Raw genomic sequence first — 23,005 nt, 5'->3', positions numbered from 1 at the left:
CAATACCTTTGCATAAATAAATACCTGTTGCATAAATTATAATAACACAGAGAACTATGGCAAACTCCAAAACTATTGACACGGAGAAGTTATCTTATGCTCGAATAAAAGATGACATAGCCGACCAGCTTTTCGTTCGAATCATCCAAAAAATTGGAGTGGAGAAACTTTACCGAGATCCAGATTATTCAGCTCGCCAATTGGCAATTGATCTGAAAACCAACCCGAGATATATCTCAGTGGTGGTGGCCCTACACACGGGTGACAATTACAACGCTCTAGTTAACAACTACCGATTGCGCGATGCCCGCAAGATGCTTTCTAGCCCTCGCTACCGCGACCAATCCGTGGAGGAAATAGGCCTGCACTGCGGTTTTGCCTCTCGTCAGGCTTTCTACTTGGCTTTCCACCGAGAAGAGAAAATGACCCCACGACAATTCCGAGTAAAAGCCCTCGGCACGAAATTAAAAAAGGATTAAGCCCAACAAAGAGGCAATCCTTCCGCTTTATGGCAGAGGACAGGAAAACACGCCTTGGGCAATAACAGAAATCTTTAAATATAAATCAGGTATAGGGGAAGGCTTTCCCCTCCCCTAAATAAGTCTCTTTATACTAAGAAAAGACTATGTTAGATACGCAAGAACGTGAAAAAATCATCCGCTTGGTACGTCATTGGGTTGTACCCGCTATCGGATGCACCGAACCTGTCTGCGTGGCTCTGGCAACAGCAAAAGCTACGGAACTGCTTGGACAACGTCCAGAACGCATTGAAGCACACTTAAGTGCAAACATCCTAAAAAACGCCATGGGAGTAGGCATCCCCAACACCGGCATGGTAGGCCTTCCCATTGCCATTGCTCTCGGAGCCTTGGTTGGAAAGTCTGACTACGGCTTAGAAGTTCTTCGCGATGTCGACACTACGGCTGTAGAAGAAGGAAAGAAATTCATCGCTGAAGAACGCATCCAAATTCATCTCGCTCAAAATGCTTGCGACAAGCTCTATGTCGAAATCTGTGTGACGGCTGCTGACCACTCGGCTACGGCTGTCATAGCCTATGAACACACTCGCTTTACGCTCCTCAAAAAAGACAGAGAAACATTATTAGATGAACAAACACTGCAACAAGGAAATAAAGAGGTAAAGAAAGAAAAATCAGGGCTCTCTCTCAAAAAGGTTTATGAATTTGCAACAACAACTCCCCTTGAGGAAATCCGATTTATAGACGAAGCACGCCTACTCAATGAGAAAGCTGCACAACTCTCGCTGAAAGGTAACTATGGTCATCGATTGGGTAAGATTCTTTCTCGCCCCATTGGGCGTGGCATTATGGGCGACAGCATCTTTTCACACATCATCTCTAGCACATCCTGCGCTTGCGATGCTCGAATGGCGGGAGCAATGATTCCCGTGATGAGCAACAGCGGCAGTGGCAATCAAGGCATATGTGCTACCAATCCCATTGTGGTCTTTGCTCGCGAAAACAACAATACGGAGGAAGAAATGATTCGTGCACTCATGCTCTCGCACCTTACTGTCATATATATAAAGGAACATCTCGGCACGCTTTCGGCTCTCTGTGGTTGCGTGGTGGCTGCTACGGGTTCGAGCTGCGGCATCACTTACTTGATGGGCGGCAACTACCAACAGATTACATACGCGGTTCAAAATATGATTGCCAACCTAACGGGTATGATCTGCGACGGAGCAAAGCCCAGCTGTGCGATGAAGCTCACCACAGGCGTTAGCACCGCCGTGATGTGTGCAATGCTGGCCATGCAGAACGAATATGTCACGAGTGTGGAAGGAATTATCGACGACGATGTGGAACAAAGTATCCGAAACCTCGTTTCTATTGGTGCCAATGCCATGGATGAAACCGACCGCTGCGTGCTCAATATTATGACGCACAAAAAATAATTAGCACCACAAATAAAAAAATAGCTATCCAGACACTTCTTTTTTGGAATGTGTCTGGATATTTTTTTAATTTTGCGTACATATAAACAAAATACTCATATTTATCAATGAAGAAACAAATACTTTACACGTTGGCCTTTGGGCTAACTTTCAGTTCTTCTGTAATGGCGCAGACTGCCCTCTGCGGCAATGGTAGCAAAATGTCTACCCAATTGGAGCGCCTCGTAAAGCAAGCTACTGCGGCAAAAGCTCGCGGAATCAGTGCCTCCCAACCCGAACAGTTCTCCATCCTTATTGATGCGAAGAACGCTGAAGCTTTGGAGAAAGAACTTCAAGCTGAGGGTTTCGATGTAACAGCCATCGATGAAAACATCCTTTCGGCCACACTCACTGCGGCACAAATCCAACAACTCTCTACACGCAACGATGTCAACATCATGCAAGTTTCTAGAAAGTTCCGCCCGCTGCTCAAACAGGCCCGCCACGACATTGGAGCCGACAAAGTGCACGCAGGAACAAACCTCGACACGCCATTTGATGGTACAGGTGTGCTCATCGGTGTGATAGACCAAGGTTTCTATCCCAAGCACTTGGCGTTCACCAACCCAAACAACGAAACCCGCGTGAAGATGTGGTGGAGACGCGGAGCAAAGCCCACAACATCCACTCCCACAACGGTTCTTCCCAACCAGGGCGATGGTCTGCAAGCACAAGGACACGCCACTCACGTTGCTAATATCGCTGGCGGACGCAACCTCGGCAACGATTTGCAGGGTATTGCGCCAGCTGCCGATCTCTACTTCATTTCTTCTTCGTTCGATGAAAAAGAAATGCTGGAGGATGTCCGCGCTATTGCACAATATGCACAGCAAAAAAAACAACCCTTCGTGGTGAACATGAGCTTAGGTGCACAGAGCGGCCCGCACGATGGTAGCACCACTTACGACCGCACAATGGACCGCCTCTTCAAGCGATACAATGGCGTTCTCGTAGCTGCTGCGGGTAACGAAGGCGAAGATCCCATCCACACTTATCATAAATTCACGGCCAATAATCAATCAAAATCATTCCTCGTAAAAACGCCAGAATATCCCAACAACGGAAGTAAAACGCTCCTGATTGGACAATGCTGGGAGACTATTGCAGACGGCCAAAAACACGTAAAATTCCGTCCGTTCTACTATAATAATGGTGCAAAAACATATCTGACAGACAGCCAGATTGCTACGCTCAGCGGAGGCGGTATGGGCATTGATGACGACATCGACCAAAACAATAACAAGCACTTCTTCTCTTTCGTCTTGAATAGTTCTACTATCGAGTCTATCGGAGGTGGTGATGCACAGTTTGGTGTTGAAATCACGGGTCAAAAGGATGCTGAAGTCCACTGCTGGATGGAAGTTGAATATGGTGAGTTTGACAATTCCCAGGGTATTTTCCTCAGAGGCGACAGTAAATATCTGAGTAGCGAAGGTGGTGCTAACGTACCGAGTGCTATTTCCGTTGCAGCCTACACCCTCTCTACGCGTTTCAAAAACGTAGATGGAGGTACTTACACGCTACCGGGTTACACCGCAGGTAAGATTGCGAAATTCTCTAGCCCTGGTCCATGGTTGGGCGACTCTACCATCATGAAGCCCACCATTGCTGCGCCAGGAACTTTCATACTTTCAGCTTTCAACCAATACGACCATAGCCTTGACGATCTGCAGGAAGAAGTGACACACAAACTGGTCATCAACGGAAAGACTTATTACTATGGTGCAATGAACGGAACTTCCATGGCAACACCGGTTGTTACGGGCACGATAGCCCTTTGGATGCAAGCCAATCCTAAGCTGACTTCTGAACAAGTCGTTGAGATTCTCAAGAAAACGGCTCGCCGCGACAGATACACGGGAAATGACACTTGGACTCCTACATTTGGCTACGGAAAACTAGATGTCTACGAAGGACTCAAAATGGCTCTCACTATGAGTAATAGTACGGGTATTAACCGTGTGGAATATACCAACCAGCCCGTCACTATCAACATGAAGCCCGAGGCTTGGAACATTCTCTTCAACAGCGATGAGAACTTTACCCGCATAGCTATTTACAACGTGAGTGGACAACTGCTGAACCAGCGCAACTTGCAAGGCATCAGCCGAGGCCAGGAGGAAACCATCAGCTTGAACGGCTTCCCCGCTGGCGTCTACCTCCTCAACGTTACCACGGCAAATGCCACGGTGAGCAAGAAGGTCGTTGTCAAATAAGTATAAAAACTCTCATAGGCCTCGTCCTTCTGGATGAGGCCTTTTTTATTTCAAGAACACACAGGTATGAACAACTTTGAATTTTATAGCCCTACGGAGTTCGTCTTCGGTAAGAACACGGAAGAACGAACGGGAGAATTGGTGGCACGGTATGGTGGCCGCCACGTATTGCTGGTTTATGGTAGCGAACGCATTGTTCGTACAGGATTGTTAGGCCGAGTGGAGGAATCACTCCGTAAGGCGGGCGTCGACTACACGCTCTTTGGCGGTATCCAACCCAATCCCACGGACACGATGGTCTATGAAGGTATTCGCTTGGGTAAGGAAAAACAGGTCGATATGCTGCTGGCTGTTGGCGGCGGTTCTGTTATCGACACGGCCAAGGCCATTGCTGCCGGACTGGTTTATGATGGCGATTTCTGGGACTTTTATGCAGGTACGGCCATTGTTCAAACCGCACTGCCCGTGGGCGTTGTTCTCACCATTCCGGCTGCGGGTAGTGAGGGCTCGGGCAACTCCGTTATCACACAAGTGAGCACAAACAAAAAGATCAGCCTCCGAACGCCACGCGCCCTGCGTCCGAAGTTTGCTATCATGAACCCCGAACTTACCATGACGCTCCCGCCCTATCAGACAGCGGCCGGTGCGGTCGATATGATGGCACATATCCAAGAGCGTTACTTCACCAATACGCCGCACACCGAAGTGACGGACGCACTGAGTGAGTCGCTACTGCGCACCATCATTGAGGTGACGCCGAAAGTCTTGGCAAGTCCCAACGACTATGATGCGCGCGCTGCCCTGATGTGGTGTGGTACGCTGGCACACACGGGACTCTGCGGGACGGGCAACGAGGAGGACTGGTCGTCACACGCCATTGAGCACGAACTCAGTGCTTTCTATGGTGTCACACATGGTGCAGGATTGGCAGTTATCTTCCCGGCTTGGCTGACATTTATGGCCGACCACAATGTAGATAAAGTGGCCCACTACGCACATAAGGTGTGGAATGTTCCTGCTACGGCCGACAAACGAGCCGATGCGCTTGAAGGCATTGCGCGCTTAAAGGCATTTTTCCACGCAATTGGAATGCCTACAAACATCGCCGAGTTGGGCATCGACAATTTCGACCTGGAACTCATCAATAGCCACCTCCATGTGACCAAAGGCGAATTGGTGGGTAATTTCGTACCGCTCAACGAAAAACACACGCGTCAAATCTACGAATATGCCGTCAGAGGATAACCATTGCTCCCCTGCCCCCACGGATACCATCAAGGGACGGGTGCTCATCATCAATGCTAGTCCGCGCCGCAAAGGACTCATCGCGCAAATGCTGGGAGAAATGCAACGCACGCTGCAAGAAGCGGGTAAAGAGGTGCGTCTCATCCGAACGGCCGACCTACAAATGAGGCATTGCACGGGCTGTATGTACTGCCGCAGTAAGCACGCTTGCTGTCTGCCCGAGGACGATTCCGTGCGAGTGCTGGAGGAACTGCAGGCGTGTGAGCTCCTCGTCATCGGCGCGCCCTGCTATTGGGGCAACATCCCTGGCGAATTAAAAATTCTCTTTGATCGCCTCGTCTACGGAATGATGGACGAAGACAAACATGGTATTCCCATCGGATTGATGAAGGGCAAGCGGGCGGCCATTGTCAGCACCAGCACCACGTTTTGGCCGTTCAACATCTGGTTCCATCAAACGCGCGGCGTGGTGCGAGCCTTGAAAGAAATCCTGAAATGGAGCGGTTTCCGAATCTGTGGAACGCTGGAGCGGGGCGGCACAAAGAAACATCCGCTCACGCCCAAAGACTTGCAACGTGCACGCCGACTGGCGCTCAGAATCATTCGGTGAGAAATCACTAACTTTGCCGCAACAAACAAAAGGATAACGCAATGGATAAAATCAAAAGGATTGCTTTCGATTTCGGAGGAGTCATCATCCGACAGAACCAACAACAGGCCGTGGAACGCTTCAAGCAGATAGGACTCCTCGACGCGGAGGAGCGACTGGGTGCTTACACGCAGCAGGGATTCTTTGGCGAATTGGAAGAAGGAAAGATTACGGCGGAGGACTTCCGCTGGCAACTGAGTTTGCTCATCGGACGTGCCGTGACCATCGAGGATTGTAGCTACGCTTGGCGCGGCTATTGCGACGGACTTCCGCAACGCAATCTTGAAGCCCTGCAGCGCCTTCGCCGCGAGGGCTATGGCCTTTCCATCCTTTCTAATACCAATCCCTTCATGATGGGTTGGGCGTTGAGCCAGGACTTTGACGGCAACGGACATTCCCTTGCCGACTATGTGGACGCGCTCTATCTGAGCTATCAGATGAAGGTGATGAAACCGTCGGCCGAAATCTTCCGCCGCGTGCTCGAAGCTGAAGGCGTACGCCCCGAGGAACTCCTGTTTGTCGACGACTCGCCCCACAACATTTCTGCTGCGCAGGAATTGGGCATAGTCACCTTCCAAGCCGTCAACGGTGAGGATTGGACGACAAAATTGTTCCAACTATTGCGCCTCCCCTAACTTTTTCAGACATATCCCTACATCTAAACGGGGCTGACTGGCCTATGCCGCAGCCCCTTTATTTTTCCCAAAACACAATATGAGCAAAAAAGAATATCGCCGAAAAAACGAGGAATTTCTCGAAGAAATTCGCAAAGAAGAGGGCATCCACGAATTGCCCCACGGCATCTTGTATCGCATCACTAAGTCGGGCGACGGGACGCGCGATGTCGGGCCGCGCTCCATCGTAACGTGCTACTATCGTGGAAGCCTCATCTCGGGCAAGGTGTTTGATGACGCGTGGGAACGTGGCTATCCTGAAGCCTTCCGCGTGAGTGATCTCATCACGGGCTTCCAGATTGCCCTGCGCGCTATGCATGCTGGCGACCGTTGGACGCTCTATATCCCTCACTCTGAGGCTTATGGCACGCGCTCCTCAGGAGATATTCCTGGTTGCTCTACGCTCATCTTCGATTTGGAACTTATAAGTATTTCTTAAAAATTAAAGAATATGTATCAGCTTATTGTAAAACGCATCTATGCGCCGGTTGAGCTAACAGATGGTTATCGCATCCTAACCGACAAACTTTGGCCGCGTGGCATGGCGAAAGAAAAAGCTGCCATCGACTATTGGGCCAAACAGATTTCGCCTACAACGAGTTTGCGCCAATGGTTCAATCATCAGCCGGAACGCTTCCCTGACTTCTCGGAACAATATACGGCCGAACTCAACGCCAACCCCGAAGCTCCGGCCTTTGTTGAGCTCTGCCACGAGCAACTCCTGCAGCACAACGTCACTCTCCTCTATGGTGCTAAAGACGAGCAACACAACCACGCCATCGTCCTGTGCGACTGGCTGAAAAAGCGGTTGTAAAAAAGAAAAAGGAAGTTCTCGAACAGGTCGGACTAGTCTGACCTGTCCAACTAATAAGCAAAGCCCCCTCCTGTTCCCTTTGCGGGAATACTGGAGGGGGCTTTTAGTTACTCCTGTCGGATAATTCCTATCTCAAAAAGCCTTAAACCCTTGTGCTTTCAATTCAAACTCTTGTCCATCGCGTGCCACGAGCTGTGGGCCTAAGGCTTCGCGCGTGATAGAGCCGATAACGGCCACATCGTCCATCGCCGCCACTTTCTCATGGGCGGTAAGTGGCACAGTGAAGAGCAGTTCGTAGTCCTCGCCTCCATTGAGCGCGCAGGTCGTCACATTCAGATTGAGTTCTTCTGCCGTCACAGCCGTCTGATAGTCGAGCGGGATGCGCTCTTCATAGACGCGGCAGCCGCAATGGCTCGCGCGGCAGATGTGGAGCAATTCGCTCGACAGGCCGTCGCTGACGTCCATCATGGCCGTTGGGCGAACGCCAGCAGCGCGCAGGCGTTCCACAATGTCGCGACGGGCTTCGGGCTTGAGGAAACGCTCAAGGAGATATTCGCGTCCTGCAAAATCGGGTTGCGCGGCTTCAGCGTCCTGTGCGGGGCGGCTTTCAAAGACGCGCTTCTCCCGCTCCATCAGTTGGAGTCCCATGTAGGCCGCTCCGAGATTACCGCTCACGCAAATGAGGTCGTTCTCCTTTGCACCACTACGATAAATAACATCGTCGGCTGGTGCTTCACCTATACACGTCAAACTGAGAGCCAGGCCCGTGACACTGCTACAAGTGTCGCCGCCAACGAGATCCACCTGATGACGCTCGCAGGCCAAACGCAGACCTTCATATATTTCCTCGACATTTTCCACAGAGAATCGGCGTCCCAAGGCCATCGACACCACGAGCTGTCGGGGCGTTCCGTTCATGGCATACACATCGGAGAAATTCACTTGCGCGGCTTTGTAACCAAGATGCTTCAGCGGTGTGTAAACAAGGTCGAAGTGGATGCCCTCCATGAGCATATCGCTCGTCACAAGCACTTGCTTGTCGGGATAAGAAAGCACGGCGCAATCATCGCCTACGCCTTTAATGGTCGAAGCATTTTTGTTCTCGAACTTATCCGTCAGATGATGAATCAGCCCAAACTCTCCCAGTTCTGAAATCTGTGTCATGATGATATATAAAAGATAAAAAGCCCCTCCCGAAGTAGGCCGACAATGGGCCACACAGGGAGGGGACTTATGATGTTAGAAATAATAACCCAGACCAATACGAACACCGGCCGTACTGTTATCGCCGAAGTGGCTCAAGCTCATCTTGTAATAAACAGCTGGCTCAATGGTGAGGTAGCGATTGAGGAAGAACGTATAGCCCACCTCTGCTGGAATGTAAAGGTCGGTGCTTCCTTTGGTATGATGTGCCAATTCGGCACCAGCTCCAAGATAGAGACCATTCTGCGTAATGTTGTAGCGAAGACCTGCACCAACAAAGAGATCATCAACGGCTTTCGTATGCTGATAGCCTGCATTGGCGTGGACCATCCAGCGGTCGGCAATATAATAGCCTGCATCCAACTGAAGTCCGAAGCGGAAACGGTCGGCCTTGCTATAAGAGAAACCTAAGTTGGACAGAGAGGCATTGACATACTTAGTACCCTCACGGAACTGCGCATTCGCGCTAACTGCAACGAAAAGCACAAAGAGGAAAGAAATAATCTTTTTCATGTAATTTCTAGTTTAATAAACGCGAAGATACGGTTTTTTCGGAGAAAAAGAGGATTGACGAAAGAAAAAAGGGGAATCATACCTATTCACAGAGCGGTATGGTTCTGTTCGCCTCCATCTTTGGGAGAGAGAATGAGGCAGACAGAAAAGAGAAGAAGCAGCTCTATTTTTGTAAACTATTCTCGCATTCTACCGCCCTGAGAATCGCGCGAAATCCAACTTCGATAAATTGTTTGAAAATATCGCAAGGAGAAGCGTTTGGTTTCCTTATGGGAGCGCATCTGTCGGATAACGAAAACTTCAATTTTGCCAAAAAGTCCCACTTCTCACTATACTTTTCTGTCTTTTCTGACAAAGAAAACCAGGAACATGATAAGAAGCTGCGCAGATTTCCTTATTGTGTCAGCCAGCACAATAAGGATGTCGGCCAGCGCGCTTATGGTATTGGCCAACGCAATAAGGAAAACGATGAAAAGGTAGACACTCGCTTTTCTATTTCAGCAAGAGCGAATGTAAAATAAAAGGACGGTTATAGAAAAACTTAAATTTGCTTAACAATCAAAACTGCCCCATCGTTCGCCGGAGGTTGATTTCCACACAGGGATGCACTTTGCCCGCTTGCTGCATCATGTCGACACCGAGCGGCCCTCGATAGTCCGCACCGAGAATAGAGGGGAGGTGCTGCTGAAGGCTTCGGCGCACTGCTGCGAGCACATCGGGCGAAACGCGCAAGAGTTCGGGCGAAAGATTGGACAGATATTGCCCAGAAGGGGTGGTCTGGAAAACATTGATACCTTCGTAATGGAGTTTTCCATCACAGTAAGAAAATTCCATCGCAAAGTCTTGTTCATGAGCATAAAAAGGCTCTACTTCAATTCCGCCTTGCTCGCGCAAAATCCGATGGACGCGCCCTTGCTGAGCTTCGGTGAGAGAGCCATTGGCTCTAAACACGCCGCGCCCACTACAGCTCCACGGCGATTTCAGTATGACATCTCCCCAGCATTGCAACGCGCGCTCCACATCTTCAAAGGAACTGCAAAACTGCGCATCACCGAAACTTTCTGCCACATCCGTGCGAAGCAAAGGTAGAAGCGTCACGACCGTTTGCCGCGAACTGAGTTGACGAATTCGCTGTATTTGTTCTTCCGAAGGCAACAGGCGTTCTGGCGCACCGGCCCGCAATAACTGATGGCGAAGTAAAGGGTCCCAGCCCCAAGGCTGAATCTCCGTGATAGCATCCCAATCCACAGCTTCGCCAGGAGTCCAGCAAACATCCTCTTCTTTAGCCCACGGAAAGCGTTGTCCCGCAAAACGTTCTGCCTGCAACTGAGCGGCTTTCGAGGGATAATAATAAGGCGAATTAGAGGCCAGGGCCTCATCGTGAGAGGGATTAAAAATGAGGAGTTTCATAGAGAAAAACAAGCATATTTGGGGTGTACTTCCATGCAAAAAGTAGCAGCCAGAAAACACAAGCCAAGGAGGAAAAAATAAGAGTACACAACACCATTGAAACGCCTATGCAGACAATGAGAATCTCCGTGCTGCCACATCATAGACGGCGGAACATTGACGAGAAAATTAGGAACTTCTTTTACAGACTCTTTCATTGTTGAAAAAGGAATACGAAAAAGTCTTGCAAAGATAGCACTTTTCATAAAAAAGTCTTATCTTTGCGGGGAAACATTTATTCTAATTAAGGGGTCTCAGCAGAGACCTATTCATACTACTATGTTATTCAGCAAAGAGACTTACGTTCAGCGCCGCCAAGAACTTCGGAAGCTTGTAGGCGATAGCATCATCTTGCTCTTTGGCAATAATGATGCACCGATGAACTATCCTTCTAACGCCTATAAGTATAGGCAGGATAGCGCGTTCCTCTACTATTTCGCACAGCACCGCGAAGGGCTGGTTGGCGTCATGGATGCCGACACGGACTACGAGGTTCTTTGCGGCAACGAGATTGACATTGACGACATCGTGTGGTACGGTAGCGTACAGTCGGTGAGCGACTTGGCACAGGAAGCAGGAGTTCCCAATCATGCTCCTATGAGCCGTGTGGCCGACATCGTAGACGAAGCCGTCAAACAAGGACGTAAGGTTCATTTCCTCCCGCCCTATCGCTACGATACGCAGATTCAAATCATGGATCTGCTGCATATCCATCCGTCACAACAGCGTGCAGCTGCCTCTCTGCCTCTCATCCAGGCCGTTGTTAAACAACGCAGCAAAAAGACGGCAGAAGAAATCGAAGAGCTCGAACGCGCTGCTGCCATTGGTTATAAAATGCACACAACGGCTATGCGCCTTTGCCGGCCGGGCGTGACGGAGCAATTTATCGGAGGCACTATCGACGGTATTGCTATGGCCTACGGTTCAGTACCTTCGTTCCAGAGCATCGTCACTATGCACGGGGAAATCATGCACGGCAATCCGTCGCCGCGCGCCCTTGAAGCCGGCCGACTTATGCTTTGCGACGCGGGCGCGGAAACTAACGAACACTACTGTTCGGACAATACGCGCACTACCCCAATTAGCGGCCGCTTCACACAGAAGCAGAAAGATATTTACCAGATTGTGGTGGACTGCCACGACTTAGCCCTCAATGTGGCCAAGCCTGGTGTTCGCTGGTGGGATGTACACTTCGATGTGTGCCGACTCATGGCCAACCGACTGAAAGACCTGGGCTTGATGAAAGGCGACACTGAGGCCGCACTCCGCGCAGGGGCTCACGCGCTCTTCCTGCCCCACGGACTGGGCCACATGATGGGCATGGATGTTCACGACATGGAGGGACTGGGACAGACCTACGTTGGTTTCGATGACGAAACTCGACCAAATCTCGACCAATTCGGCACGAATTGTCTGCGCATGGGACGCCGCCTCGAAGAGGGCTTTGTTGTCACCGACGAGCCGGGTATCTATTTCATCCCAGACCTCATCGACCTGTGGCGCTCTCAGCACACATACGACGATTTCATCAACTTCGACAAGGTTGAAGAGTACAAAGACTTCGGCGGAATACGCATCGAAGACGACGTGCTCATTACTGCCGACGGTTGCCGCTTCTTAGGCAAGGACCGCATACCTTACCATGTGGATGAAGTGGAGGAATTCCTCGCTAACAGAGACTAAAACTCTGCTCCAACGCTCCAAAAAATGTGACATCTCAAAGATGCCGCTCAACTAGTGCGGCATTTTCAACACGCACATACAATTAAAATTTATCTTTATATGAACAAAAATCTCCTCATTGCAGCTGTAATGATGCTGCTCCCAGGGACAATGGCTGCTCAAGCAAAGCCAGCAGCGGCCAAGAGTGACACGGTAGAGTTTACCGTAGTGAAAGCCAACCCCATTACCTCAATCAAGGACCAGAATCGTTCAGGTACTTGCTGGGCTTATAGTTCTCTCGGTTTCTTCGAGGCTGAACTTCTCCGTCTCGGTAAGGGCACACACGATTTGTGCGAGAGCTTCGTGGCTTACCATACCTATATGGACCGCGCCGATAAGGCCATCCGTATGCACGGCGATGTAAGCTTCAGCCAAGGTGGTTCTTTCTATGATGTTCTCTATTGCTTCCGTCACTACGGCATTGTTCCTCAAGAAGCTATGCCTTTCCCTGGCAGCCTTTACGGAGATAGCCTCTTCAACTTCAATACGCTCGACGCACAGGCCAGTGCTTACGTTAAATCCATTGCGAATAGCGAAATGAAGAAAATTCCTCTCTCATGGAAATCTACGTTGAGTCATATTTATGCAGGTTATTTCGGTGAACTTCCCAAGACCTTTACTTACAAAGGCAAGAGCTACACGCCGGAAAGCTTCCAGAAGAGCCTCGGACTTAACCTCGATGACTACGTAAGTTTGACAAGCTTCACGCACCATCCTTTCTACAGCAAATTCATTATTGAAGTGCAGGACAACTGGCGCTGGGCAGAGAGCTACAACTTGCCTATAGACGAGTTTATGACGGTGATGGAAAGCGCTGTCCGCAATGGCTACACCTTTGCATGGGGTGCCGATGTCAGCGAAACAGGCTTCAGCCGCAACGGTATTGCAACTGTTCCTGCAAAGTCTTACAAGAACGATTTAACTGGCTCTGATGCTGCTCGCTGGATGGGTACAAACGGCAAGCAGGTGAATCAAGCTGACAGCAAGGACGAGCTGACCATCACGCAGCAACTTCGCCAGACTGCTTACGATAATTGGGAAACTACGGACGACCACGGTATGGTTATCTATGGTCTTGCTAAAGATCCTCAAGGTAAGGAGTATTTCATGGTGAAGAATAGCTGGGGCGAATACGGCCGCTACAAAGGTATCTTCTACGCAAGCAAACCTTACGTTGCCTACAAGACGATGAACATTCTCATCAACAAAAACGCTATCCCCAAGGACATCCGCAAGAAACTCGGTATCTAATCTGCCGACACATATATAAGTATATAAGACCACCTCTTTCAGGGTGGTCTTTTTTGTTGGGCTGGCGGAAAAAGAAATTGGGCTGATGGCTGAAAAATACGGACATTAGACTGACAGAATAAGAAGGAATACGGATTCGAGGACTTTTGCGAGCAGCAATTAAACTTTTTCCGTAACTTCGCTACATCAAATGTCAAACAAAATAATAACAAATACAAAAGGCATACTATGATTGATTCCCTTCTGAAGTTTCTCGACGCATCGCCCGTAAACTTTCTGGCGGTGAAGAACATCGCGGCCGAACTCGATAAGGCTGGTTATCGTCATCTCAACCCTGCCGAGGCTTTGGGCAGTGTAAAAGCTGGAGATCGCTTCTATGTCACCAAAAACGACTCTTCCATCTACGCCTTCCAAATAGGCGCGCGCCCATTGGCCGAAGCTGGTTTCCGCTTGCTTTGTGCCCATTGCGACTCTCCCACGTTCCGCATCAAACCCAATGCTGAAATGACCTGCGAGGGAGGTATTGTAAAACTCAACACAGAGGTCTACGGCGGCCCTATCATGTCTACGTGGTTCGATCGTCCGCTGACGCTTGCAGGTCGCGTAATCCTGCGCGGCAGCGATGCCCTACATCCCCGAACGCTACTCATTCACATTCAGCGCCCCTTGCTGCAAATCAGTAATTTGGCCATTCATTTCAATCGAGAAGTGAACGACGGCATGAAACTCTCTCGGCAGAAGGATGTGCTTCCCCTACTCGGCATCATCAGCGACGAACTGGAACGCGGAAATCTCCTTATGAATGTCATCGTGGAGGAACTGAACAAGCAAGAGCACGTGGACCGCAACGACATCCTCGACTTTGATCTCTACTTGGCCGATACTACCCCCGCGTGCACCTTCGGAGTTCACAACGAGTTTATCTCTTCTGGCCGTCTGGACGACCTTTCTATGTGCTACGCCGGACTGACTGCGCTACTCCACACGCCTGCCACCGACACAACGCAAGTTTTGGCCATCTTCGACAATGAAGAAACAGGCTCACAGACCAAGCAAGGTGCAGGAAGTCCGTTCTTGGCATCGATGCTGAAGCGCATCTGCTTTGCGCAGAGCGGTTCAGAAGAAGCATTCTATCAAGCCATCGAACAAGCATTTATGATTTCGGCCGACAACGCTCATGGTTGGCATCCCAACTACAGCGAGAAGTACGACCCAACAAATCACCCGCAGTTGGGCGGAGGTCCAGTGATCAAGTTCAACGCAGCCCAGAAATACGCCAGCGACGCCGTCACAGCGGCCGTTTTCGCCCGCATTTGCGAGGAAGCAGGCGTACCTTGCCAGCGTTTTGTGAATCATAGCGATGTGGCAGGCGGTAGCACCTTGGGTAACATCCTAGCCTCTTCGCTCCCTCTCCGTGGTGTCGATATGGGCAACGCCGTTTTGGGCATGCACAGTTGTCGCGAAACGGGCAGTGTGGCAGACCACGCATACTGCGTCAAAGCCTTCGAACAATTCTTCGAGATGTAATGATGAAGTAAGTTTTTATAACCATCACTATAATCACTTTAACCACAAACTTTATACAAATATCTGCGACAAACTCTACCTGTAAGAGTTTGTCGCAGGCTTTTTATAAAGGAAAAGCATATTCTAGAAAGAAATAGGAAAAACGGCAGACAAAAATGTTTAACTTCTTTTAAGTGATTTCCCAGGCAAGTTCTTTAAATGTTTGGATTTAATAGGTACATCAACAGTAATGAAAGTTCAATTTTTAACCATAAAAAACAATAAAACAATGGAATTAAAAAACATTTTTAGAACAATGATGGTGGCAGTAAGCTGCCTGGGTGTTGCAGTGTTGACTTCTTGCGATAATGAAGACAACAACAAACTAAAGTTAAGTGTTGCCAAAGTTGATATGGTATCTGGTGCTACAGCCAGAGTGGCTATCAGCAACGGAACGCAACCCTATTCAGTAAGATCTGTAGACGAAAAGGTAGCTACGGTTAAATTAGATAAAAATGTTATGACAATTACGGGTGTGAAAGAAGGCAAAACATCTGTTGTTGTTACGGATAAAAAGAAAATGTCTGCTACTCTGGCTATTAATGTGATGAAACCTCTTGATTTCGACAAGCAACAAGTGGAAGTTGCAGTAGGCAAGGAGGAGACTGTTGTCGTTAAGTCCGGAAAAGCTCCATACACAGCTATGGTGAAAGATAACAAGATTGCTACTGCTATGGTAAAAGATTCCAAAATTATGATTAAAGGCGTCAAGGCTGGAACTACTACTATCAGTGTTCTTGATAAGAATAAGTTAGCCGGAACGGTTGTTGTTACCGTGAAGTAATCTGTTAAATATCCAAAGCGTTGGAGAACGGGGAAATTGGCAACAGTATTTCCCCGTATTTTCCTTAATTTAAAGTTCGTATATTTGTAGCAGAAATAAAAAAAGGAGGAACAAAAATGAAAAGGTTATTATGTTGCGCTTTTGCTCTTGCAGCTTTATTGAGCGCGTTGTCTTTACATTCGTGTACGAAAGACGATGATTTCACTGGCTCTATTAACTATCCCAACGCACTTGTTACGATTAAAACCAACAGTTCTACGGGACAGGTCTATTTTCAGTTGGATGATTCGACAACAGTCCTGCCAACCAACTCGATAAATTTGTCCTATGCAAAGAAGGAGTTGCGTGCTCTGGTGAACTTAAAGATGCAGAACGGGCAGAGTGCCCCTTATTCAAAAAGTGCGTATGTCAACTGGATTGATACAATACGTACAAAGGAAATGGCGCCCAGCTTAGGACAGAAAGACAATGAGACTTATGGGAAAGACCCTGTGGAGATTGTCAAAGATTGGACAACGATAGTGGAAGACGGCTATATCACGCTGCGCTTCCGAACCTATTTTAACAACGGAAAGAAACATGTATTGAATCTTGTCAAAGGAGAAAATCCGTATGAGGTAATACTTCATCATAACGCGATGGGCGATACAAGAGGTCTTATCCGTGATGGTCTGGTAGCATTCAGACTAAGCGATCTTCCAGATACACAAGGGAAGACGGTGGACCTTACATTGAAGTGGCAGTCGTTCTCAGGCATAAAAAGTGTTCGATTCAAATATAAAAGTCGTAAGTAATAGTAACAGGGAAGCCTGTATACCTTTTCATGAGCCTACTATCAGGGTACTACAATAAAGAGCAGCATATTATAAGCCTTTTTGCAAAAGGCGATACCCGTGCTATGGATGTGCTCTATAGCGAGTATGCAGACTTCCTTACCAAAGTATGTTCGCGATATATCGGAAATACGGACGACCTGCACGATGTGCTTCAAGAAGCTTTCATTAAGATATTTACGAAAATTCATACGTTTGAATATCGAGATAAAGGCTCTTTGAAAGCCTGGCTTACAAGGACTGTCATCAATGAGGCTCTCCATTTTCTCAGAGATAATGATGCGCATGCTTTTGTAGATAACGAAGGGGATCTTCCGGATACTGCAGCTGTCGAAGCAGACAGTGGAACAGAACCGGATATAGATAATCTTTCTATACAACAGATAACAGACACAATCCTCCAACTCCCCATTGGCTACAGGACTGTGTTCAATTTATTTGCGATAGAAGGAAAAAGCCATAAGGAAATAGCAGAACTCCTTAAGATAAAACCGGACACGTCCGCGTCGCAGTTTTATAAAGCAAGAAGCATGCTTGCTAAGATGCTGAAAGAACAAATGAAATAGAAAGACAGACTATGAAAAAAGAGTGGCTTGATAAATTGCAGACACGTGTTCAAAACGAGCACGATGTAAAAGCACCTGAAGGTCTTCTCGACGACATCAAAAAAGAGATGGCTCGTCGGGGTGTAGCTCCTGTGCCTCCTACTCGAAAAAAAGCGCAGAGACTATCTTTGTGGCTGTATCGTTCGGTCTCTGTTGCGGCCGTTGTTGCTGTCTGTCTGTATTTGGGCAATATCATTATCGCTCCGTATTCTATGCCGGAACAGATTGCCTCAGTGACTAAAGATAAGGCAAATTCAAACCCAAATCCTTCACTGAACGGATACGCTGCGAGCTACGATACTTCAAACAACAAAGAGACAGCCGAGCATATTTGGAAAAACTCACGAAAGGCTAAAGGGGAAACCTTACTTGCTTATCATTCCGATGCGAATAAAAATGTAGCGCAGATAATTGTCAAGACTAATGAGGGAGACGATAATCACACTCCGCCAGGATGTGTAGAGCCGAGCGCAAAGAACAATACAACTGATTCCTCAACCAAAACACCACAAAAAGGGAGCAATGTTGGAACGTATAGCTATGGATGTACGGATTATTATGTTAAGTCTTCCCGCCTTAGTATTGCAACATCTTATAGCGGCGCAACAGGGACGGCCAACAATGGTGAAAGATTGTTGTTGAGCACAGCAGACCCATACGGCAATTATGACCCTGAATTTTCTGGAGAAAAAGCGAAGTCGGACGAGATAATAACGCAAGTGAAACACCGCCAGCCCATCAAGTTTGGTATTTCTATGCGATACAATCTTAACCGCCATTGGAGCTTGCAAACAGGCCTTACGTACAGTTTTCTCATTTCTGATTTCTCGTTTGGAAAGGGAGCTGGTCGCCACTCGGAAAGACAAACCCTACACTATATCGGTCTGCCAGTGAACGTAAGTTATAGTTTCGTCAAAACAAAGAGATTTAATGCCTATGCAACAGCAGGCGGAGAGATTGAGAAACTTGTGAAAGGCGAATCTAAACAGATTGAGGGGAACGATCCGCAGGAAAAACAGAGCGGCATCTCCATCAAAGAAAATCGTCCAATCTTCTCGCTCAATGCTGCTATTGGAGGAGAATATAGATTCAATAAGGATGTCAGTGCTTATGTTGAGCCTGGCGTGAGTTATCACTTCAACAATGGCAGTTCTGTAAAGAACATCTATAAGGACAAACCTACAAATTTCAATCTCAATATCGGAATCAGAGTAAATTTGAATAAATAAAGAAATTCTACTTCATAAAATCTCTTGAGTTGTAGTGCGTTTCAATATCAGATAAAGTCTGTACACATTTTTGGAACACTCTCACTAATTATCAAACCATCAGACACTAACACGTTAGTGCTTGATTATCCATCAACATAATACAAACGCCTGCGGCGGCTACAAAACGTTTCTTCATTAGAACTCTCATGGTTCTAAACAAGAAGAACCTCTGTATCCGCCGCAGGCGTTTGTGTTAAGTTTTGTAGCTAAAAACAAATCAGTCCGTCACTACAAGTCAAGAAAGAATGCTACTTCACGATGCGATAGTAGTTTTCCTTGCGTGGTTTTGCAGGACGCGGCTCTCCATCTGCATAGCCCAGAGAAAGCGCACCTACTCCGATGAGTCCGTCGGGCAGATCAAGACGACTCATCAGAGCCTTACCCTCATCAGTAGAAAACATCTGCAATTCGCGGTTAATCCAGCACGAACCCAGACCTACTGCATGAGCAGCCAGCATCATATTGCCCAAAACGAGCGATGCATCTTGCAGCGCGTTAGGCCATTGCTCGGGAGCAGAAGCAAAGACCAGGACAATCGTCGGAGCATCATAGTAAGGATTCCCCGTAGTGCCCATCACCTCGGCATTCATCCGGATGAGCTGCGCCTTTATCTCTTCGTTCTGCACAGCCACAATCCAGGGGTCTTGCAAGCCTTTACCCGTGGCCGCATAAGTGCCCGCCTCGAGCACAGCCGTCAGTTCGGCATCTGTGATTTGTTCTGCTTTATACTTCCTTACACTGCGGCGCTCCTTGAGCGCTTTCAACACTTGATTTTCCATATCCGAAAAATTAAAAAAACTGATATATTCATTGGTTTACAAGCACAAAGTTACGCTTTTCCTCCATTTGTTCCACGCCACTCAGTAGAAAGAAAATTCCAAGAAGCATACACTATAAATTCAAAACGATGTATTTTTGCGCAAAAATGCATAAAATGGAAAAAACACGCTGCCAATGGGGCAAAGCTTTAGAGAAAGATTTCTACCGATGCTATCACGATGAAGAATGGGGACTACCTCTTCACGATGACCATAAGCACTACGAATTTCTAGTGCTGGAATGTATGTCATGCGGCTTGAGTTGGGAGTTGATACTCCGCAAACGCGAAATCCTGCGCCGCTGCTTTGCAGAGTTCGATGCTGCCCGAGTGGCTGCCTTCACAGAGGCCGACATGGAGCGCATCATCCAAACGGAAGGCATGATACGCTCACGGCGCAAGGTAAAAGCCATGATCTCCAACGCGCAAGCCTTCCTGAAAGTTCAGCAGGAATTCGGCAGCTTCGACCGCTATATATGGTCGTTCACAAACGGCAAAACCTTTGTCTACCCCTCTCATGCTCACACACCCGCTACTCACAACGCTCTCTCCGACCTTGTGGCCAAAGATTTGAAACAACGCGGTTTCAAATTTGTTGGTACAGTAATCATCTATTCCCACCTCCAAGCCATCGGTATCATCAACGACCACCTGCCCACATGCTTCCGCTTTGCCGAAGTATGCCAACAGGCCGAAATAGAGATGCAGGAGCAATAAAAAACACCCTTTTTACTCTCAAAAAAAGAATCTTAAATATGTTTTATAACATTTTAAGATAAAAAAACGTATCTTTATTTGGTAAAGTAGCAAAAGCGTATGTATGTTTGCATCAAACAAACTGACAAAAGGAAAGGTTCCTTGAAAAAGTCAGCCCTATAACATAAGAGAATAGGACGACTGATACAGTTTTAACCACAAACTACTTACATTATGGAAAACGAAGCTGTAGCGAAGAAAACAATAGGCGAACGCCTTGTTAAACTGGCACAAGACTTCGGCAAACTACTAAAGACGAAGAAATTCTGGTGGGAGCTATTCATCATGACAGCCGGAATGTTCGTTGCATCTATTGCCGTTTATTTCTTTCTCATTCCGAGCAAACTAATTGTGGGGTCTATCACAGGACTTTCGCTGGTGATTGGAAAATTATTTCCAATCCTCTCGGTCGGTAACATTATTTTTGTGATCAACGCCATACTCCTGGTGCTTTCCTTCATACTCATCGGCAATGAGTTTGGGGCGAAAACGGTCTACACAGCCCTCATCCTGGGCCCTTTCATAGACCTGCTCGCATGGCTCTTCCCGGTGCAGGGCTCTCTCTTTTCCACGACCATTACTGGAACGGGGCAAGTCATCGCCAACCCGTGGTTTGATCTCCTTTGCTTTGTGCTCATCTTGAGTGCCTCCCAAGCCATTCTCTTCAGCATCAACGCCTCAACGGGCGGCTTGGATATTTTGGCTAAAATTGTCAATAAATACATGCACATCAACCTCGGCACAGCGGTTAGCATTGCTGGAGGCGCCATTTGCTGTACTGCATTCCTCATCAACGATGTCGGACTGGTCATTATAGGCCTCTTGGGAACATGGATCAACGGCCTCACCGTGACCTACTTTATGGGAGAGATGAGTTCCAAAATCCGTGTTTACATTATCACGGATGAATACGAGAAAATTATCAACTTCGTCACGGGCTATATCCGTCGCGGTGTCACGCTGCAAAGAGTGATTGGTGGCTATAGTAAAAAAGAAAAGATGGAACTCAAAATCATCCTCGACCAAGATGATTATGCCCGTCTGATTGACTTTATGGCCAAGGAAAACATCCAATCCTTCATGTCGGCCGATAAGGTAAGCGCCATCATGGGACTTTGGAACAACAAGCGTGCCCAAGCATTAGGCAGAAAGCAAGCTTGCAAAGAAGAAGAAAACGGATTCAACCATTAAGAACAAATGTGCGGGTGAGCCACGGCTAAAACCCGCCACGCAGCAGATGGGGCAAAACTGCTTCCGCGCATAGGAAAACTTCCGCTTCTCCCCTGCCTGGAGCATCGTCCCTTCCTTCTCGAATATCTCAACTACATATATGCGCACCACTCTCTCTATCCTAACATTCCTTCTCGCCTCTTCGCTCTTCGCGCAAGAGGAGAAGCCCATCAGTCTGCGCCTCGAAGCTCGCGGCGACTATAAGCGAGAATACGTTGATGGGCAGTACCAAAAAGATCCCTCAGGTTTTAAGGGCGAAATTCTTGATGTATACCTGCAAGGCAGTATTGGCCAAAAATTTTCTTATAAATACAGACAACGCCTCAATGGTATCAATCGCGAATACAACTTTTTTGATGCTACAGACTGGCTTTATATGGCCTATTCGCCCAGCGAACGCCTCACGTTTATGGCCGGAAAATGGGTGGTACTAACAGGTTGTTGGGAGTTTGATCCCGCCCCGATAGATGTGTACCAGCTCGGAGAGTTCTGCTACCATTTCCCCTGCTACAACTGGGGCGTCAACGCAATAGTTTCCACCAAGAAAGGCAACGACAAGTTCATTGCACAGGTGTGCGAAAGCCCATTCCGCAGACAATACAAGCAAAAGAACGGAGAAGCAGGCGAGATGTATGCTTTCAACCTCGTATGGTATGGCAACCACGGCTTCTATCACAGTTCATCATCCCTGAACCTAATGGCTTATGCCCCTGGTCGATACATCAGCTACCTTTGCTTGGGCAATCGCTTCAATATCGGCCGTCACATCGAGTGGGACATCGACTTCATGAACCGTGCTGCATCTGGCCAACCGGTATTCTTCCGCGACTGCTCCATTATGAGCCGCTTCGCCTATCGCTTTTCACCGATGGTCAGTGCCTTTGCCAAAGCCAGCTACGATGTGAATCGCACCCACACCGATAAGGATCTCGGACTGAGCCAAGGTACAGAAATCACACGCGTAGGTGCGGGTATGGAATTCTTCCCACTCAAAGACGACCGCATCCGCTTGCACGCCAACTATAGTTATGCGTTCGGACACAACACCACACCCAATGCTGTGGTACGTCCCAAACAATCATATATTGATTTTGGACTAACGTGGAGAATGAAGATACTATAAGTTATTAGATGAGTGAGAAATCTTCAACCTCAAGGAGATTTCTTGATAAAGTTCCCGCACGCTGCCCGACCGCTGCGAAGCCATTCAGACATCGGCGGGGCTTTTAATGCAAGAACATCAAGAAAGACTTCATTGGCTCTTTGAGCCAATGAAGCAGCAACCTTTTTGTAAATGATTCTCTTACTTTCTACGCATGAGAATCGCACAAAATCCAACAACAAATAAAGAGACCAGAACTCTGCTCCTTCTGGCAACAGCAGAAAAGCTCTCTGCCAGCAGATACAATAAGGCTGCCGACAGATACCCTTATTGCGTCAGCTCACAGCC

Annotated in this window: 23 protein-coding genes; 19 read left to right on the top strand and 4 right to left on the bottom strand. The window is 48.0% G+C overall.

Annotated features, from left to right (window positions below):
* The first annotated feature begins 56 nt into the window (after positions 1-56).
* The 8 genes from FHS60_RS04235 (at position 57) to FHS60_RS04200 (ending at position 7,555) form a co-directional block, all read left to right on the top strand.
* The gene (locus FHS60_RS04235) at positions 57-479 is read left to right on the top strand and encodes a helix-turn-helix domain-containing protein (protein WP_009347016.1); all 423 of its coding nucleotides are present in this window, start codon (positions 57-59) and stop codon (positions 477-479) included.
* 146 nt (positions 480-625) lie between these two features.
* Positions 626-1,918, top strand: coding sequence for an L-cysteine desulfidase family protein (locus FHS60_RS04230; RefSeq protein WP_009347017.1), 1,293 nt, complete (start codon positions 626-628; stop codon positions 1,916-1,918).
* 107 nt (positions 1,919-2,025) lie between these two features.
* Positions 2,026-4,173 (top strand): S8 family peptidase, encoded by a 2,148-nt coding sequence (locus FHS60_RS04225; RefSeq protein WP_183695464.1) that lies wholly within the window; start codon positions 2,026-2,028, stop codon positions 4,171-4,173.
* Between the two features lie 66 nt (positions 4,174-4,239).
* Positions 4,240-5,418 (top strand): iron-containing alcohol dehydrogenase, encoded by a 1,179-nt coding sequence (locus FHS60_RS04220; protein ID WP_183695459.1) that lies wholly within the window; start codon positions 4,240-4,242, stop codon positions 5,416-5,418.
* Positions 5,402-6,028 carry a flavodoxin family protein gene (locus tag FHS60_RS04215; RefSeq protein WP_183695455.1) on the top strand — a complete coding sequence of 209 codons (627 nt, stop codon included), beginning with the start codon at positions 5,402-5,404 and terminating at the stop codon, positions 6,026-6,028. Before FHS60_RS04220 ends, FHS60_RS04215 begins: the two co-directional genes overlap by 17 nt.
* A gap of 41 nt (positions 6,029-6,069) precedes the next feature.
* Positions 6,070-6,702: an HAD family hydrolase gene (locus FHS60_RS04210; RefSeq protein WP_183695452.1), complete on the top strand. Its 633-nt coding sequence runs from the start codon at positions 6,070-6,072 to the stop codon at positions 6,700-6,702.
* Between the two features lie 79 nt (positions 6,703-6,781).
* Positions 6,782-7,180: a BamJ family beta-barrel-assembly machinery protein gene (locus tag FHS60_RS04205; RefSeq protein WP_183695448.1), complete on the top strand. Its 399-nt coding sequence runs from the start codon at positions 6,782-6,784 to the stop codon at positions 7,178-7,180.
* A 12-nt stretch (positions 7,181-7,192) separates the two neighbouring features.
* Positions 7,193-7,555 (top strand): DUF488 domain-containing protein, encoded by a 363-nt coding sequence (locus tag FHS60_RS04200; RefSeq protein WP_183695445.1) that lies wholly within the window; start codon positions 7,193-7,195, stop codon positions 7,553-7,555.
* 132 nt (positions 7,556-7,687) lie between these two features.
* On the opposite strand, the gene thiL is transcribed toward FHS60_RS04200, so the two are convergent.
* Entirely contained in the window at positions 7,688-8,719 is a 1,032-nt protein-coding gene (gene thiL, locus FHS60_RS04195; protein ID WP_183695442.1) for a thiamine-phosphate kinase, read from the bottom strand.
* A gap of 75 nt (positions 8,720-8,794) precedes the next feature.
* Positions 8,795-9,271, bottom strand: coding sequence for an outer membrane beta-barrel protein (locus FHS60_RS04190; RefSeq protein WP_183695439.1), 477 nt, complete (start codon positions 9,269-9,271; stop codon positions 8,795-8,797).
* Between the two features lie 233 nt (positions 9,272-9,504).
* On the opposite strand from FHS60_RS04190, the gene FHS60_RS04185 reads away from it, so the two are divergent.
* Positions 9,505-9,792, top strand: a complete 288-nt coding sequence (locus tag FHS60_RS04185; RefSeq protein ID WP_183695436.1) for a hypothetical protein — start codon at positions 9,505-9,507, stop codon at positions 9,790-9,792.
* 37 nt (positions 9,793-9,829) lie between these two features.
* Here FHS60_RS04185 and FHS60_RS04180 read toward each other — a convergent pair whose 3' ends face one another.
* Positions 9,830-10,681 carry an ATP-grasp domain-containing protein gene (locus FHS60_RS04180; RefSeq protein ID WP_183695433.1) on the bottom strand — a complete coding sequence of 284 codons (852 nt, stop codon included), beginning with the start codon at positions 10,679-10,681 and terminating at the stop codon, positions 9,830-9,832.
* Positions 10,682-10,999: 318 nt separating this feature from the next.
* Here FHS60_RS04180 and FHS60_RS04175 point away from each other — a divergent pair, with 318 nt between their 5' ends.
* The 7 genes from FHS60_RS04175 (at position 11,000) to FHS60_RS04145 (ending at position 18,710) form a co-directional block, all read left to right on the top strand.
* Positions 11,000-12,403, top strand: a complete 1,404-nt coding sequence (locus FHS60_RS04175; protein ID WP_183695430.1) for an aminopeptidase P family protein — start codon at positions 11,000-11,002, stop codon at positions 12,401-12,403.
* Positions 12,404-12,502: 99 nt separating this feature from the next.
* Positions 12,503-13,693, top strand: a complete 1,191-nt coding sequence (locus FHS60_RS04170) for a C1 family peptidase (RefSeq protein ID WP_183695427.1) — start codon at positions 12,503-12,505, stop codon at positions 13,691-13,693.
* Between the two features lie 228 nt (positions 13,694-13,921).
* Positions 13,922-15,220, top strand: coding sequence for a M18 family aminopeptidase (locus FHS60_RS04165; protein WP_183695424.1), 1,299 nt, complete (start codon positions 13,922-13,924; stop codon positions 15,218-15,220).
* Between the two features lie 268 nt (positions 15,221-15,488).
* Positions 15,489-16,043: a pilus assembly protein N-terminal domain-containing protein gene (locus FHS60_RS04160; protein WP_183695743.1), complete on the top strand. Its 555-nt coding sequence runs from the start codon at positions 15,489-15,491 to the stop codon at positions 16,041-16,043.
* Positions 16,044-16,159: 116 nt separating this feature from the next.
* A complete protein-coding gene (locus FHS60_RS04155; RefSeq protein WP_183695422.1) occupies positions 16,160-16,837 on the top strand; it encodes a NigD1/NigD2 family lipoprotein in 678 nt (225 codons plus the stop codon).
* Positions 16,838-16,866: 29 nt separating this feature from the next.
* A complete protein-coding gene (locus tag FHS60_RS04150) occupies positions 16,867-17,442 on the top strand; it encodes an RNA polymerase sigma factor (protein ID WP_183695419.1) in 576 nt (191 codons plus the stop codon).
* An 11-nt stretch (positions 17,443-17,453) separates the two neighbouring features.
* The gene (locus tag FHS60_RS04145) at positions 17,454-18,710 is read left to right on the top strand and encodes a porin family protein (RefSeq protein ID WP_183695415.1); all 1,257 of its coding nucleotides are present in this window, start codon (positions 17,454-17,456) and stop codon (positions 18,708-18,710) included.
* A 290-nt stretch (positions 18,711-19,000) separates the two neighbouring features.
* On the opposite strand, the gene FHS60_RS04140 is transcribed toward FHS60_RS04145, so the two are convergent.
* Positions 19,001-19,531 (bottom strand): nitroreductase family protein, encoded by a 531-nt coding sequence (locus FHS60_RS04140; RefSeq protein WP_183695412.1) that lies wholly within the window; start codon positions 19,529-19,531, stop codon positions 19,001-19,003.
* A 155-nt stretch (positions 19,532-19,686) separates the two neighbouring features.
* On the opposite strand from FHS60_RS04140, the gene FHS60_RS04135 reads away from it, so the two are divergent.
* The 3 genes from FHS60_RS04135 to FHS60_RS04125 all read left to right on the top strand — a co-directional run bounded on the left by FHS60_RS04135 (position 19,687) and on the right by FHS60_RS04125 (position 22,678).
* A complete protein-coding gene (locus tag FHS60_RS04135; protein WP_183695409.1) occupies positions 19,687-20,286 on the top strand; it encodes a DNA-3-methyladenine glycosylase I in 600 nt (199 codons plus the stop codon).
* 213 nt (positions 20,287-20,499) lie between these two features.
* Complete coding sequence (locus FHS60_RS04130) at positions 20,500-21,516, top strand: YitT family protein (RefSeq protein ID WP_183695406.1); 1,017 nt, start codon at positions 20,500-20,502, stop codon at positions 21,514-21,516.
* A gap of 139 nt (positions 21,517-21,655) precedes the next feature.
* Positions 21,656-22,678 carry a porin gene (locus tag FHS60_RS04125; protein ID WP_183695403.1) on the top strand — a complete coding sequence of 341 codons (1,023 nt, stop codon included), beginning with the start codon at positions 21,656-21,658 and terminating at the stop codon, positions 22,676-22,678.
* The last annotated feature ends 327 nt before the right edge of the window (positions 22,679-23,005 follow it).

The organism is Alloprevotella rava (assembly GCF_014195585.1).
GTDB classification, from domain to species: Bacteria; Bacteroidota; Bacteroidia; order Bacteroidales; family Bacteroidaceae; genus Alloprevotella; species Alloprevotella rava.
This window is presented reverse-complemented; position numbering and strand designations above follow the sequence as displayed.